Source organism: Streptomyces curacoi (genome assembly GCF_001513975.1).
In the GTDB taxonomy this organism is placed as follows: Bacteria; Actinomycetota; Actinomycetes; order Streptomycetales; family Streptomycetaceae; genus Streptomyces; species Streptomyces curacoi.
This window is the reverse complement of the sequence record NZ_KQ947992.1, coordinates 211,349-224,970: the sequence shown is the minus strand read 5'-3', so window position 1 is coordinate 224,970 and position 13,622 is coordinate 211,349. Positions and strand designations below refer to the sequence as shown.

14 protein-coding genes are annotated in these 13,622 nt (G+C 71.0%); 11 read left to right on the top strand and 3 right to left on the bottom strand.

Annotated elements, in window-relative coordinates:
• Positions 1–62: 62 nt before the first annotated feature.
• Positions 63–869 carry a nuclease-related domain-containing protein gene (locus AQI70_RS29205; RefSeq protein ID WP_062155279.1) on the bottom strand — a complete coding sequence of 269 codons (807 nt, stop codon included), beginning with the start codon at positions 867–869 and terminating at the stop codon, positions 63–65.
• A gap of 115 nt (positions 870–984) precedes the next feature.
• On the opposite strand from AQI70_RS29205, the gene AQI70_RS29200 reads away from it, so the two are divergent.
• The 7 genes from AQI70_RS29200 to AQI70_RS29170 all read left to right on the top strand — a co-directional run bounded on the left by AQI70_RS29200 (position 985) and on the right by AQI70_RS29170 (position 7,684).
• Positions 985–1,491: a protein-tyrosine phosphatase family protein gene (locus tag AQI70_RS29200; protein ID WP_062155277.1), complete on the top strand. Its 507-nt coding sequence runs from the start codon at positions 985–987 to the stop codon at positions 1,489–1,491.
• Between the two features lie 93 nt (positions 1,492–1,584).
• A complete protein-coding gene (locus AQI70_RS29195; protein ID WP_062155276.1) occupies positions 1,585–2,382 on the top strand; it encodes a hypothetical protein in 798 nt (265 codons plus the stop codon).
• The gene (locus AQI70_RS29190) at positions 2,379–3,614 is read left to right on the top strand and encodes a sensor histidine kinase (RefSeq protein ID WP_062155274.1); all 1,236 of its coding nucleotides are present in this window, start codon (positions 2,379–2,381) and stop codon (positions 3,612–3,614) included. The genes AQI70_RS29195 and AQI70_RS29190 overlap by 4 nt, the downstream gene beginning before the upstream one ends.
• A gap of 170 nt (positions 3,615–3,784) precedes the next feature.
• On the top strand, positions 3,785–4,150 hold the full coding sequence (locus tag AQI70_RS29185) for an SH3 domain-containing protein (protein WP_062155272.1): 366 nt from the start codon (positions 3,785–3,787) through the stop codon (positions 4,148–4,150).
• Positions 4,151–4,193: 43 nt separating this feature from the next.
• A complete protein-coding gene (locus AQI70_RS29180) occupies positions 4,194–5,609 on the top strand; it encodes an FtsW/RodA/SpoVE family cell cycle protein (protein WP_062155270.1) in 1,416 nt (471 codons plus the stop codon).
• Positions 5,606–7,081 carry a penicillin-binding transpeptidase domain-containing protein gene (locus tag AQI70_RS29175; protein WP_062155268.1) on the top strand — a complete coding sequence of 492 codons (1,476 nt, stop codon included), beginning with the start codon at positions 5,606–5,608 and terminating at the stop codon, positions 7,079–7,081. Before AQI70_RS29180 ends, AQI70_RS29175 begins: the two co-directional genes overlap by 4 nt.
• Positions 7,082–7,165: 84 nt before the next feature.
• Entirely contained in the window at positions 7,166–7,684 is a 519-nt protein-coding gene (locus AQI70_RS29170; protein WP_062155266.1) for a DUF3291 domain-containing protein, read from the top strand.
• 85 nt (positions 7,685–7,769) lie between these two features.
• Here the strand turns inward: AQI70_RS29170 and AQI70_RS29165 are convergent, their stop codons facing one another.
• Positions 7,770–8,876, bottom strand: a complete 1,107-nt coding sequence (locus AQI70_RS29165) for a ferritin-like domain-containing protein (protein WP_062155264.1) — start codon at positions 8,874–8,876, stop codon at positions 7,770–7,772.
• Between the two features lie 125 nt (positions 8,877–9,001).
• On the opposite strand from AQI70_RS29165, the gene AQI70_RS29160 reads away from it, so the two are divergent.
• The 4 genes from AQI70_RS29160 (at position 9,002) to AQI70_RS29145 (ending at position 12,390) form a co-directional block, all read left to right on the top strand.
• The gene (locus AQI70_RS29160; protein WP_062155262.1) at positions 9,002–9,940 is read left to right on the top strand and encodes an AurF N-oxygenase family protein; all 939 of its coding nucleotides are present in this window, start codon (positions 9,002–9,004) and stop codon (positions 9,938–9,940) included.
• 212 nt (positions 9,941–10,152) lie between these two features.
• Positions 10,153–10,806, top strand: coding sequence for a TetR/AcrR family transcriptional regulator (locus AQI70_RS29155; protein WP_062155260.1), 654 nt, complete (start codon positions 10,153–10,155; stop codon positions 10,804–10,806).
• Between the two features lie 10 nt (positions 10,807–10,816).
• Positions 10,817–11,128 carry a hypothetical protein gene (locus tag AQI70_RS29150; protein ID WP_062155257.1) on the top strand — a complete coding sequence of 104 codons (312 nt, stop codon included), beginning with the start codon at positions 10,817–10,819 and terminating at the stop codon, positions 11,126–11,128.
• Positions 11,129–11,244: 116 nt separating this feature from the next.
• Positions 11,245–12,390, top strand: a complete 1,146-nt coding sequence (locus AQI70_RS29145; protein WP_079051529.1) for a C40 family peptidase — start codon at positions 11,245–11,247, stop codon at positions 12,388–12,390.
• Here AQI70_RS29145 and AQI70_RS29140 read toward each other — a convergent pair.
• Positions 12,308–13,561, bottom strand: a complete 1,254-nt coding sequence (locus AQI70_RS29140; protein WP_062155249.1) for a styrene monooxygenase/indole monooxygenase family protein — start codon at positions 13,559–13,561, stop codon at positions 12,308–12,310. The two genes, AQI70_RS29145 and AQI70_RS29140, sit on opposite strands and share 83 nt — an antisense overlap.
• Positions 13,562–13,622 lie beyond the last annotated feature (61 nt).

The following is a 13,622-nucleotide window of genomic DNA, read 5'->3' as shown; positions in this document are numbered from 1 at the left end:
CCGAAGCGGGGGTCCGGGGGCCGCGGGCCCCCGGGGACGGCAACCCCGGCCGACCCGCACACTCAGCCGACGGAACCCCAGGTACGCCGGTCCCTTGCCATCGCATGCAGCGCCTCCACATCCGCCGGCTTCAGCACCCCGCCCAGCCGGGCCAGCCCCGCCACCTCCGTGTCCGTCAGCACCCTGACCTCCCGGAGCGACGCGGTGATCGCCACGTCGGCCGGTTCGACCAGGGCGAGGACCGGGCGGACCTCGGCGGTCAGGGCGTGGGAGGCGCGATCGGCGTCGGCGCGGACGCGGCGCAGCAGGGGGTTCGGGGAGCGGCGACCGAGGGAGACCATCGGGTCGGCGACCGTCACCTTCTGCTTACGGGCGTACAGGGTGTGCACCGCGAACAGCCCGCCGGGGCCGATCACCAGGTGGTGGATGCGGTCACCGCCGGGCAGCGGGACGGAGTGCAGCGCGTGCCAGCCCGCGCCGTCCAGCCGGTCCAGGGCGTCGCCGACCGTCTGCTCCGCCGTCAGCGCCCGGCGGCGCGGGTCGGGGCGCAGCCGGTGGGACGGTCCCGGGTCCCGGTCGAGGGCCACCAGGAGCGCCTCGCCGGGGCGGTTGGGCGCCAGGTCGTCGTCCGGGTGGAGGGTCAGCCGGGCCAGCTCAGCCGGGGTGGGGACCGGCGGCGGGCCCACCGTCACGGGGCCGGTGATGAAGGGACCGAGAGCCTCCAGCACATCCTCTCTGCGGTCCTCGCTGAGCAGGTTCACCCGGGCCGCCTCACGGTCGTACCAGGCGATGTTCCGCCCGTCCGTGAGGCAGACGTAGAGCCGTTCCTGGCCGTGCCGCCAGGCCGGTATGACGCGCAGTCCGCTCATGCATCATCACCCCACTGACCATGGGAACAGGCGGGGCGCTGCGCGGGCAAGAACCCGGTTACCTTTGTGCCGAGTTGGGCAGACCCCCCGGGAGGGGTTGGTTGGGGAGGCGCCGTTGCGTACCCGCAGGAAGCAGCCCGACGTACCGGCTCCCGGCAGTCCGTGGAACGAGATCGTGCCCGGTCTGTGGATGGGCGGGCACGAGTTCCGGGGGCCGTCGGGGCGACTGGAGTTCGCCGTCGTACGGGACGAGTTCGATCTCGTACAGACGCTCCTGCGGCTGCCGGGGCACGGGCCCGACGCCGGTGTCGAGCACCATGTGTGGCCGATACCGGACGGCCCGCTGGACGGCACCCAGCTCGCGGGGGTGATACGGCTCGCCGAGGCGGCGTGCGAGGCACTGGACGAGGGCCGCAGGGTCCTCGTCCGCTGTTACCACGGGTACAACCGCTCGGGGCTGGTCATCGCCCACGCCCTGATCCGCCGGAGCCACCCCGCCGAACAGGCGATCCAGCTGATACGCTCCCGCCGCTCTCCGTGGGCCCTGCACAACGAGCGGTTCGTCGAGTACCTGCGGGCCGGTCTGCCGACCGCCCGGCTCCTTGAGGAGCTCGCCGAGTAGCCGTTCGCCCGTCCGCCGACCGGGAGCGCAAAAAGGACTTCCGTACGAATAGGGTGTACGGGGCCGACAACCACCCCGAACCCCAGGAGAGCCGTGCCCCGCAGCCGCCCCACGCGCACCGCAGTGGTCGTCGCCCTGCTGCTGGCGGCCGCGACGGCCTGCGGTGACGCCGGAGGGCTGCAGGGCGCGGGCCCGACCGAGACCGCGGTCAGCCCGGACAAGCTCTGGCCGGAGCTGACGCCGGCGTCCAGTCCGGCCTATGTCATCGGCGAGGTGAACCGGAAGGCTGTCAAGGGCGTCACCGTACCCGGCGGCGACATCCGCGACGTGGACCCAGTGGCGGTCGTGCGCAAGGAGATCGCCGAGAGCCCGGGGGACTACCGGGGCGACGACGCGCCGTACCGCCGGACCGGCAGTCTGATGGCCCAGTGCGGCAAGGGCGCCGGGCGCGGCAGCTGCCCGGTGCTCCAGCCGTACTACCGGGATCTGACCGGCGACGGGCACCCCGACCTCACGGTGGGTTTCCGGCTGATGCCCGGCAAGACGACCGCGGTGCGGGTCTACACCGTCGAGAAGCGCAGGCTCGTGCAGGTGATGGAGTGGGACGACGCCGTCAGCGCCGTCGAGCTGGCCGGGCGGTCGGTGATCATCCGCTCGCCGTCCGAGGTCGCCGGGTACGAGTACCGGCTGCAGTGGACCTGGGACGCGGACCAGAAGGCGATGCTGCTCACGCACGACGAGATGCTGCGCGCCGGGCCGCGCAAGAAGACGCCGCACCCCTCACCGTCCCGCGCCGCCTCACCCTCCCGTGCCGCCTCACCGTCCCGCGCCGCCTCCCCCTCGCGATCGGCCTCGCCCCTGGGTGGCTCTCCCGCGGCGAGCGCCCCATGAGGCTCGCGCTCCCCCAGTGGGCCGGCACGCTCGCCGTGAAGGCCGCCGTCTTCATCACGGTGATGTGCTGCGCGCTCGCCGCGCTGCTCGGCATCCTCGTGCATGTCTCGGTGACGAACCAGACCGTCGGCCAGGCCCGCGAGCTGACACTGTCCCGGCTGGAGGACGCGACGGCGGCGTTCGAGGCCGGGGACACGCTCGGGCCGCACGTCGGCCTCGATCCGCCGGGGCTGCCCCGGTCCCTGCGCGATCTGGCGCTGGCCGGGGACCGCGGCACGATGGTCGCCGACCGCCAGGGGCGCCCGACGATGTGGGCGGCGGGCCCGGCCGACGACGAGCGGGTCCTCGCCGTCGAGGTCGACTACTCGCAGCAGGCCCGCACCATCGAGGGGCTGGACCGGGCGATCCTGTGGTCGTCGGGGCTGGCCATCGGGGCGACGCTGCTGGTGGGCGCGTTCGCGGTGACACGGGTGACAAGGCGGCTGCACGCCACGGCCCGGGTGGCCCGGCGGATCAGCGGAGGCGATCTGGACGCGCGGGTGGACGACCCCCGTACGAAGGATCCGACCAGGCCGCAGGACGAGGTGGCCGCCGTCGCCGTGGCACTGGACTCCATGGCGTCGTCGCTGCAGAGCAAGCTGCTCGCCGAGCAGCGGTTCACGGCGGACGTGGCGCATGAGCTGCGGACGCCGCTGACCGGGCTGCACGCGGCGGCCGAACTGCTGCCGCCGGGGCGGCCGACCGAGCTGGTGCGCGACCGGGTGGCCGCGTTGCGCACGCTGACGGAGGATCTGCTGGAGATCTCGCGGCTGGACACCGGGCGGGAGCGGGTGGAGCTGGACAGCGAGCCGCTCGGGGCGCTGGCCGAGCGGGTGGTGCGGGCGTCCGGGACCCAGACCGAGGTCGTCGTCGTACGGGACGTCGTGGTCGAGACGGATCGACGGCGGCTGGAGCGGGTGTTGGGGAACCTGGTTGCCAATGCCCACAAGCATGGGCGCCGGCCCGTCGTTCTGACGGTGGACGGTCCGGTGGTGACGGTGCGGGATCACGGCGAGGGCTTTCCGGACTATCTCATCGCGCACGGGCCGCAACGGTTTCGTACGGAGGGCGGGGCCAAGGGGCACGGGCTCGGTCTGACCATCGCGTTGGGGCAGGCGGAGGTGCTGGGGGCGCGGCTGACGTTCTCGAACGCCGTGGACGGTGGGGCGGTCGCGAGGCTGACGCTGCGATAAGGGTCGGGGCGCTTCTCCTACGGGCTCCTCCTACGGGCTCTTCCTACGGGCTCTTCGTACGGACTCCTCCTACGGACTCCTCCTATGGCCCAGCGTGGCGGGCGACTCTCCCGGATTACTCCTAATGTGGCGTTTAGTCAGGTTTGCCCCCCTCTGATGGAGGTACTCCCATGGCCCTACGCTCCCGCCTTGCCATATCCCTGGCCGCCGGCGCCCTCGCCGTCGCGGCCGTCGCCACCCCCGCTGTCGCCGACGACGAGTGGGGATCCCAGAGCGGCTCGGGCGGTGACCACGGCGGCGACCAGCGGTTCACTCGGGGTGTCGTCACCGCGAGCACCCTGCTGCTGCGCAGCGCACCCAACCGGGGCAGCCAGGTGATCCGCACCGCCCAGCAGGGGGACGTCGTCAGGATCTTCTGCCAGACCGTGGGTCAGAGCGTCCAGGGCAACAACCGCTGGTACCTCCTCGCGGACGGCACCTGGGCCTGGGGTTCGGCCCGGTACATCGCGACGAAGCGCCCGCCGCGCTGGTGCTGAGATGTAAGGCACACAAGGCGGACTATTTGGGTAAGTTCCGGACATGACCAAGGCCGGAACCACCCTGGTGGCAGCGGACACTCCCGCTCCCGCCGCACGTCTCCCCCGGCGCCGCGGCATCGAACTGGCCCTCATCGTCGTGGCCGTCCTGCTCTCCGTGTACGGCTACTGCGCGGTCGGCCTGGCGAGGAACGGCACCGTCCCGCCCGGCGCCGCCGGTTACGGAGCCGGGCTCGGCGTGCTCGCGCTGGTCGCTCATCTGGCGGTACGTCTGCGCGCCCCCTGCGCCGACCCGCTGCTGCTGCCGATCGGCGTCCTGCTCAACGGCCTCGGCCTGGTCCTCATCTACCGGCTCGACCTGGAGACGCCGGACGACCGGGCCGCGCCCGCCCAACTCGTGTGGTCCACGCTGGGCGTGGCGCTGTTCATCGTGGTCGTGCTCCTGCTGCGCGACCATCGCGTGCTCCAGCGCTACGCCTACGTGTGTGTCGTCGCCGCCCTCGTCCTGCTCGCCCTGCCGATCTTCTTCCCCGCCGTGAACGGCGCCCGTATCTGGATCCGGATCGCCGGATTCTCCATTCAGCCGGGCGAGTTCGCGAAGGTGCTGCTCGCGGTGTTCTTCGCGGCGTACCTGGCCGCCAACCGCAGTGCGCTGGCGTACACGGGCCGTCGGGTCCTCGGCGTCGACCGGCTGCAACTGCCCACCGGGCGCGTTCTGGGCCCGATCGTCGCCATCTGGCTGCTGAGCGTGGGCGTCCTGGTCCTCGAACGGGATCTGGGGACCTCGCTGTTGTTCTTCGGCCTGTTCGTGGTCCTGCTGTACGTCGCCACCGGCCGCACCGGCTGGATCGCGATCGGCCTGCTGCTCGCGGCGCTCGGCGCGGTGGCCGTGGGGCAGTTGGAACCGCATGTGCACAGCCGGGTCGAGGACTGGCAGCATCCGTTCGCGTCGATCGAGGCGGGCGAGGGCCCGAACCAGCTGTCCCAGTCGCTGTTCGCCTTCGCGGCGGGCGGCATGGTCGGCACGGGACTGGGCCTCGGCCACTCGATCATGATCGGCTTCGCGGCCAAGTCGGACTTCATCCTGGCGACCGCCGGAGAGGAGCTCGGCCTGGCGGGCCTGTCGGCGATCTTCCTCCTCTACGGTCTGCTGGTGGAGCGCGGCTTCCGGGCGGGCCTCGCCCTGCGCGACCCCTTCGGCCGGCTGCTCGCGGTCGGGCTCGCCTCGATCGTGGCGCTCCAGGTGTTCGTGATCGCGGGCGGGGTGACCGGCCTGATCCCGCTGACCGGCATGGCGATGCCGTTCCTGGCGCAGGGCGGCTCGTCGGTGGTCACCAACTGGGCGATCGTGGCGCTGCTGATCCGGCTGAGCGACAGAGCGCGCAGCCGGCTCGGCATTCCCGAGGACGAGGAGGCCGCCGTGACGAGATCCGAAGGCCGCGCGGAGGCCCTCCGATGACCCGGCACATCCGGCACGCCGCCTTCTTCTGCGCCCTGCTGCTGATCGCGCTGCTCGCCAACGCCGCCCGCATCCAGGTCATCGAGGCCCGTACGTACGACGACAACATCGCCAACCGCCGCGGCACCATCGCCCGTTACGGGCAGCCCCGCGGCGACATCCTGGTCGGCGGCACACCGGTCACCGGATCCCGGGACACCGGCGAACACCTGCGCTACGAGCGGACGTACACGAACGGCCCGATGTACGCCCCCGTCACCGGCTTCGCCTCGCAGGTGTACGGCACGACCTTCCTGGAGCACACCGAGGACGGCGTCCTGGCCGGCACGGACCCACTGCTCTCGCCGTTCCCGATGTGGAAGGGCGTCGCCCGCGACCGCAACCCCGGCGGCGACGTCCTCACCACCCTGCACCGGGGCGCGCAGGAGGCGGCGTACGAGGGGCTGACCGGCCGCAAGGGCGCCGTCGCGGCCGTCGAGCCGTCGACCGGGCGGATCCTGGCCCTTGTGTCGGCCCCGTCGTACGACCCGTCCGTGCTGTCCGGGAACGGCCCCGCGGTGGCCCGCTCCTGGGCGACGCTGAACCGCGACCAGGACAAGCCGATGCTCAACCGGGCGGTGCGCAAGACGTATCCGCCGGGGTCGACCTTCAAGGTGGTGACCGCGGCGGCGGCCCTGGACGCGGGCGTGGTCAAGAAGCTGGACAAACGGACCGACTCCGAGGATCCGTACACCCTGCCGGGTACCAGGACCTCGCTGACGAACGAGTCCGAGGGCTGCACGGACGTTCCACTGCGCAAAGCGTTCGAGTGGTCGTGCAACACGGTGTTCGCCAAGCTGGGCGTGCGGGTGGGGGTGAAGCGGATGGCGGCGACGGCGAAGGCGTTCGGCTTCAACGACGCGGATCTGAGGATCCCGTTCTCGGTCGCCGAGAGCACCTTCGACACCAAGGTGGACAAGGCGCAGCTCGCCCTGTCGTCGATCGGCCAGTACAACACCCGCGCCACACCGCTGCAGATGGCGATGGTCGCGGCGGCGGTGGCGAACGGCGGGCAGGTGCGGTCGCCGTATCTGGTGGAGCGCAGGACCCGGGCGGGCGGCTCCACCGTGGCGACGGGCGGGTCGCGGTCGGTCCGGCAGGCCATGCGGCCCTCGACCGCCGCGCTGCTGAAGGAGCTCATGGTGGACGTGGTGCGGGAGGGCACCGGCTCGAACGCGTGGATCCCCGGCGCGACGGTGGGCGGCAAGACGGGCACGGCCCAGCACGGCCTCGGCAACTCCGGGACCCCGTACGCCTGGTTCGTCTCCTGGGCGCAGGGCGACCTCGATCTGGAGCCCAAGGTCGCGGTCGCGGTGGTGGTGGAGGACGCGGACCCGGACCGGGGTGACATCAGCGGGGGCGGGGACGCGGCGCCGATCGCCCGGGCGGTGATGAAGGCCGTACTGAAGTCCCCCTCGGACGACCGCCGTTGACGTCCGCTGCCGGATTCGAGGCAGGTGCCCACGTACTGAGACGCCCCCTGGGCCCGCGCCCCGGCCCGACCTATCGTTCGGTGCATGACGCCATCAACCACTCCTGAAGCCGCCTACGAACTCGCCCAGGTCAACATCTCCCGCCTCAAGGCCCCGCTGGACTCCCCGCAGTTGAAGGAGTTCGTCGACGCCCTCGACCCGGTCAACGCCGCCGCCGACGCGGCCGACGGCTTCGTGTGGCGGCTGCAGAGCGATTCCGGCAACGCGACGGACGTACCCGTCTTCGGGGACTCCTGGCTCATCATCAACCTGACGGTGTGGCGCGACACGAACGCCCTGACGGCGTTCATGTACCAGGGCGGGCACCGCGAGATGCTCTCCCGCCGCCGCGAGTGGTTCGAGAAGCTTCAGGAGGCGGTGACGGCCCTGTGGTGGGTCCCGGCCGGCCACCGCCCGACGGTCGCCGAGGCGGAGTCCCGCCTGCTCCACCTGCGCACCCACGGCCCGACACCGTACGCCTTCACCCTGCGCACGTCGTACCCGCCGCAGGGGGCGGAGCCGGTACTGGGTGAGGTGCCGGAGGGGCTGGGCTGTTCGGTCTGAGGAGGTTCACCCGCTCCTCGGCGTCCTGGGCGACCATCGCCCTCGCGTGCGTCACGCTCCACGGCTGCCCATGAGGGGAAGCCTGTCAGCCCTCAGCCCCCGCCTCGATCGTCTCCCCCACCTCGGCGACCCGCTCCCGCTCCTTTGCCGCGAACCGCTCCGCGTCCAGCTTCTCGGCGATCTCCTCGTCCTGGGCCATCAGCAGGTCCAGATTCGAGTCACCCATCTCCAGCACACCCATGTCCACATAGGCCTGCTGCAGACGCCTGCCCCACAGCCCGATGTCCTTGACGCACGGAACGATGCGAGAGAACAGCAGCCGACGGAACAACTGAAGGAATTCGGACCGCTCGCTGATCTCCTCCGCCTCGGCCTTCGGGATGCCGAAGTTCTCCAGAACCTCGACCCCGCGCAGCCGGTCCCGCATCAGGTAGCAGCCCTCGACGACGAACTCCTCGCGCTCCCGGAGTTCGTCGTCGGTCAGCTGCTTGTAGTAGTCCCTGAGCGCCATCCGCCCGAAGGCCACATGCCGCGCCTCGTCCTGCATCACATACGCCAGGATCTGCTTCGGCAACGGCTTGTCCGTCGTATCCCTGATCATGCCGAACGCCGCCAGCGCCAATCCCTCGATCAGCACCTGCATACCGAGGTAAGGCATGTCCCAGCGGCTGTCCCGCAGGGTGTCACCCAGCAAGGACCGCAGATTGTCGTTGATCGGATAGACCATGCCGATCTTCTCGTGCAGGAAACGCCCGTAGATCTCGGCATGCCGCGCCTCGTCCATCGCCTGGGTCGCCGAGTAGAACTTCGCGTCCAGATCGGGCACGGACTCCACGATCCGCGCCGCACAGATCATCGCGCCCTGCTCACCGTGGAGAAACTGGCTGAACTGCCAGGAGGCGTAATGCCGGCGCAGCTCGCCCTTCTCGCGCTCGCTCATCTTCGCCCAGTACGGCGTCCCGTACAGCGCCATCGCCTCTTCCGGCGTACCGAGCGCGTCGTACGGGTCGACCTCCAGGTCCCAGTCGATCCTGCTCTGCCCGTCCCACTGCTTGTCCTTGCCCTTCTGGTACAGGGCCAGCAGCCGGTCGCGCCCGTCGTCGTACTCCCAGCTGAAACGGGCCGCACCGCTCGCCGGCACCTGCCAGATCGATTCGCCCGGGTCCATGGCGTACAGGTCGTATGTCGGCATGCCCCGCAGGCTCCTGCGTAGTGGACGCCGCGTCAACAAGTCATGCGCAAGGGATTGACGGCCTTGCTGACAAGCAGTCTCATAAGACGCGGACGAAGTACCCCCGGTAACGAGGTGAGGGACCGATGACGACCCTGACGGAAGCCGACGCGCTGGAGGGCCTGCGCGACGCACTCGGCCTGCTCAAGGACCGCGAACAGGTGGCCGAACGCCTCCTCGCCTCCTCCGCCAAGCACTCCTTCGACCCCGACAAGGAGCTGGACTGGGAGGCGCCCTTCGAGGAGGGCAAGTGGTTCTGGCCGCCGGAGCTGGTCTCGCTCTACGACACCCCCCTGTGGCACCGGATGAGCGAGGAACAGCGCCTCCTCCTCTCCCAGCACGAGGCCGCGGCCCTCGCCTCCCTGGGGATCTGGTTCGAGATCATCCTCATGCAGCTCCTGGTCCGCCACATCTACGACAAGGCGGCGACCAGCGCACACGTCCGCTACGCACTCACCGAGATCGAGGACGAGTGCCGCCACTCCAAGATGTTCGCCCGCCTGATCTCCCACGGCGGCACACCCTGGTACCCGGTCAGCCGCGTCCACCAGAACCTGGGCCGCCTGTTCAAGACGATCTCCACCACCCCCGGTTCCTTCACGGCGACCCTGCTCGGCGAGGAGGTCCTCGACTGGATGCAGCGCCTGACCTTCCCCGACGAACGGGTACAGCCCCTCGTCCGCGGCGTCACCCGGATCCATGTGGTGGAGGAGGCCCGCCACGTCCGCTACGCCCGAGAGGAACTGCGCCGCCAGATGGTGACGGCCCCGAAGTGGTCCCAGGAGTTCACCCGCATCACGTCCGGCGAGTTCGCCCGCGTCTTCTCCATAGCCTTCGTCAACCCCGAGGTCTACACGAACGTGGGCCTGGACAAACGAGAGGCCCTGGCCCAGGTGAAGGCCAGCGGCCACCGCCGGGAGGTCATGCAGACGGGGGCAAAGAGGCTGACGGACTTCCTGGACGACATCGGGGTACTGCGCGGTGTCGGCCGCCGCCTGTGGAGGTCGTCCGGCCTGCTGGCGTGACGAAGCGGGCGCACCCCACCGGCCCGCAGCCGCCCACGGCGGCAAGGGGACGTGCCGGGGGGCGCCCCCCCGGCACGTCCCCGCCCCAACGCAACCCAAGGCGCTACGCGCACCCCCACCCACCCGCACCGGCCGCCGCAGGCATCACACCAGCACCCCCACCAGCCCGCACCCGGCACCACGCACGGCACCCCCCGACTACCCTGCTGGTCATGACGCCCTCGGCACCCACCCCCGCCTACCGTCGCCTGAGCGTCGAGGAGCGCCGCACCCAACTCCTCAACGCCGCCCTCAGCCTCTTCGCCCACCGCACCCCCGAGGACGTGTCCCTGGACGACGTGGCGGAGGCGGCCGGCGTCTCACGGCCACTGGTGTACCGCTACTTCCCCGGCGGCAAGCAACAGCTCTACGAGGCCGCCCTGCGCTCGGCCGCCGAAGACCTCCAGCACTGCTTCGACGAACCCCGCGAGGGCCCCCTCCTGCCCCGCCTCGGCCGCGCCCTCGACCGCTACCTCACCTTCGTCGACCAGCACGACACCGGCTTCAGCGCCCTCCTCCAGGGCGGCAGCGTCGTGGAGACCTCCCGCACGACCGCCATCGTCGACGGCGTACGCCGCGCCGCCGCCGACCACATCCTCAGCCACCTGCAGGTCACCGACCCCGGCCTCCGCCTCCGTATGACCGTGCGGATGTGGATCACCGCGGTCGAGGCGGCCTCCCTCATCTGGCTCGACGAGGACAAGCAGCCGCCGGTGGAGGAACTAAGGGACTGGCTGGTGGAGCAGTTCACCGCCGTGCTCTCGGTCACCGCGGCCCGCGATCCACAGACCGCCGCGCTGGTCGAGAAGCTCGCGGCGGATGGCTGAGACTGGTGCCGTGAAGAGCGAAGACACCCCCTTCGAGGGCGGCCCCATGGACGGCCGCGTCCTGCCCGTGCTCCTGGGCATCACGGGCCACCCGCCCAAGACGTACCGCATCCCCGTCCCGGACCCCGACGGCGGCGCGCCCACCGTGCTCGTCTACCGCCGCGTACCCCGCACCCAAGGCGCCCAGGGCACCCGCACCGGCCTCACCCGACGCTGGAAGTACGAGTACGACCCCGAGGCAGACCCCGGCCGCCGGCTGAACTGGCCGTGGTCCAAGCCGGACACCCCGCCCCGCGGCAAGCCGGACGACACGGACGGGTGACCTCTTTACTCCGAACGACGCACACCTACCGCGCAAAACAGGCGATCACATCTGATGCTCGCGATGCGGAGCGGAGACCCTCTCCGCACCGGACTTCGCGCACCGGAGGTGATGACGTGTCAGGAAGACTCCTACGTCTGGCGTGCACGGCAGCGACGGCGGCGGCCTGCACGCTCCTCGCACCGACGCTCACGACGACCGCGACCGCCGCCCCCGAACCGCAGGAGCGATCCGTCTCGGAGCTCCTGACGGACCTTCAGCGCCTGTACCGCGAGGCCGAGCAGGCCACCGAGACCTACAACGCCACCGCGGAGAAACTGAAGAGACAGCGCGCCGAGGTGACCCGCCTGGACGCCGCGCTGACCCGCGCCCGCCTGTCCCTGCACGACAGCCGAGGAGCAGCCGGCCGCCTGGCCCGCCAGCAGTACCAGAACACCACCACCATCTCCCCGTACGTACGCCTGCTCCTGGCCCGCGACCTCCAGCACGCCCTCGACCAGGGGCATGTCATCGGCCGGCTGGCCCGCGAGCGCGCCGAGACGGTCGGCCGTCTCACCGGCACCGAGCAGAAGGCCGACGAACTGGCCCGCAAGGCCCGCAAGGCCCTCGACGACCAGTTCGCCCTGGCCGAACGCCAGAAGAAGGACAGGGACGCCGTACGAAAGCGCCTGAAGAAGGTGGAGGAGCTGCTGGCCTCCCTCACCGCCGAGCAGCTCACGGCCCTGGCCGAACTGGAGGCGAAGACCGTCACCAAGGCCCAGAAGGACTTCCTGGCGTCCGGCGCCCTCGCCGAGGACGACCACAAGCCCTCACCCGCGGGCGCCCGGGCGGTGCGCTACGCCAGGAAGCAGCTCGGGAAGCCGTACAGGTGGGGCGCGGAGGGCCCGAAGTCGTACGACTGCTCGGGCCTGACGTCCCAGGCGTGGGCCCACGCCGGCGCCCCGATCCCGCGCACGAGCCAGGAGCAGTGGGCGCAGCTCGAACGCATCCCGCTGACCGAGCTGCGCCCCGGCGACCTGGTGATCTACTTCCCGGACGCCACGCACGTGGCCATGTACCTCGGCAAGGGCAAGGTGGTCCAGGCCCCGCGCCCCGGCGAGAAGATCAAGATCTCCCCGATCGCGTCCAACCCGGTCCTGGGCGCCGTACGCCCGAGGGTCCCGAAGGCCGGGCCCGAGCTCAGGACCCGGAAACCTCCGCGAGATACGCCGCGGTCTTCTCCGGCTCATAGAAGAAGTTCTCAAAGTCGGCCGGGTCGTTGAACGCGTTGGCGAATCGATCCGCCACCGGCTGCAGCTGCCCCGCCGCCCCGATGAGGTTGAGGATGTGCTCCGGCGGCGGCGCCAGCATCGCGTTCGTCCACTTGGTGACGTGCTGCGCGGTGGCCCAGTACCGGTCGAAGGTGCTCCGCATCCACGCCTCGTCGAACTCCTTGTCCCCGTGTTCGAGGATCGAGGCGAGATACGCGGCCGCGCACTTCGACGCGGAGTTGGAACCCTGCCCGGTGATGGGGTCGTTGGCCACGACGACGTCCGCCACACCCAGCACGAGCCCGCCGCCGGGAAGCTGCCCGACGGGGTTGCGCACGGTCGGCGCGTACCGCCCGCTCAGCACACCGCCGGCGTCCGTGAGCTCCACCTTGGTCGCCCGCTCGTACTCCCAGGGCGTGTACTTCTCCATGAGCTGCAGGGTCAGGGAGAGGTGCTCCGCCGGGTCCTTCACGCCGTCGAAGACATCGAGCGGCCCGCCGGGTATGCCCTCCCAGAACAGGATGTCCGCCCGCCCGGAGGTCGTCAGACACGGCATGATGAACAGCTCGCCGACACCGGGGACGAGGTTGCAGCGGACGGCCTCCATCTCCGGGTGCTCGGGGCGCGGCCCCAGACCGTGGACGTACGACACGGCCAGCGCGCGCTGCGGCTCGCTGTACGGGGACCTCTCCGGGTCCCGCGCGAACATCTGGACCAGCTCGCCCTTGCCGGCCGAGACCAGGACCAGGTCGTAGGTACGGGAGAAGTAGTCGAGGTCGCCGACGGCCGCGCCGTGGATGACGAGCTGGCCGCCGCGCTGTGCGAACGTCTCCATCCAGCCGGCCATCTTCACCCGCTGGTCGACCGACTGCGCGAACCCGTCGAGGTGCCCCACCCAGTCGATCGCGCGGGCCGCGGGGCCCTCACCCCAGGAGCCCGGGGCCGCCACCGAGACGCCGAGTCCCTCGATCTTCGGGGCCTGGGACTCCCAGAAGTTCAGCTGGAGATCGCGCTCGTGCCGAAGCGCCGTGTCGAACATGCACTGGGTGGACATGACCCGGCCGGAGCGGATCTCGTCCGCGGTCCGGTTGGACATCAGGGTGACCTCGTACCCGTGCGACTGGAGGCCGAGGGCGAGCTGGAGTCCGGACTGGCCGGCTCCGACGACGAGTATCTTCCGCATGCGGGTGGTGTCTCCTACAGGGATCGGGGACTACTCGGGGCTGGTCGGGGTCGTGGTCTCC

Excerpts from the sequence above, each read along its gene's own strand:
- AQI70_RS29205 (WP_062155279.1), bottom strand. The coding sequence starts at position 869 with ATGAGCGGACTGCGCGTCATACCGGCCTGGCGGCACGGCCAGGAACGG.
- AQI70_RS29190 (WP_062155274.1), top strand. The coding sequence starts at position 2,379 with ATGAGGCTCGCGCTCCCCCAGTGGGCCGGCACGCTCGCCGTGAAGGCC.
- AQI70_RS29185 (WP_062155272.1), top strand. The coding sequence starts at position 3,785 with ATGGCCCTACGCTCCCGCCTTGCCATATCCCTGGCCGCCGGCGCCCTC.
- AQI70_RS29180 (WP_062155270.1), top strand. The coding sequence starts at position 4,194 with ATGACCAAGGCCGGAACCACCCTGGTGGCAGCGGACACTCCCGCTCCC.
- AQI70_RS29175 (WP_062155268.1), top strand. The coding sequence starts at position 5,606 with ATGACCCGGCACATCCGGCACGCCGCCTTCTTCTGCGCCCTGCTGCTG.
- AQI70_RS29170 (WP_062155266.1), top strand. The coding sequence starts at position 7,166 with ATGACGCCATCAACCACTCCTGAAGCCGCCTACGAACTCGCCCAGGTC.
- AQI70_RS29165 (WP_062155264.1), bottom strand. The coding sequence starts at position 8,876 with ATGCCGACATACGACCTGTACGCCATGGACCCGGGCGAATCGATCTGG.
- AQI70_RS29160 (WP_062155262.1), top strand. The coding sequence starts at position 9,002 with ATGACGACCCTGACGGAAGCCGACGCGCTGGAGGGCCTGCGCGACGCA.
- AQI70_RS29155 (WP_062155260.1), top strand. The coding sequence starts at position 10,153 with ATGACGCCCTCGGCACCCACCCCCGCCTACCGTCGCCTGAGCGTCGAG.
- AQI70_RS29140 (WP_062155249.1), bottom strand. The coding sequence starts at position 13,561 with ATGCGGAAGATACTCGTCGTCGGAGCCGGCCAGTCCGGACTCCAGCTC.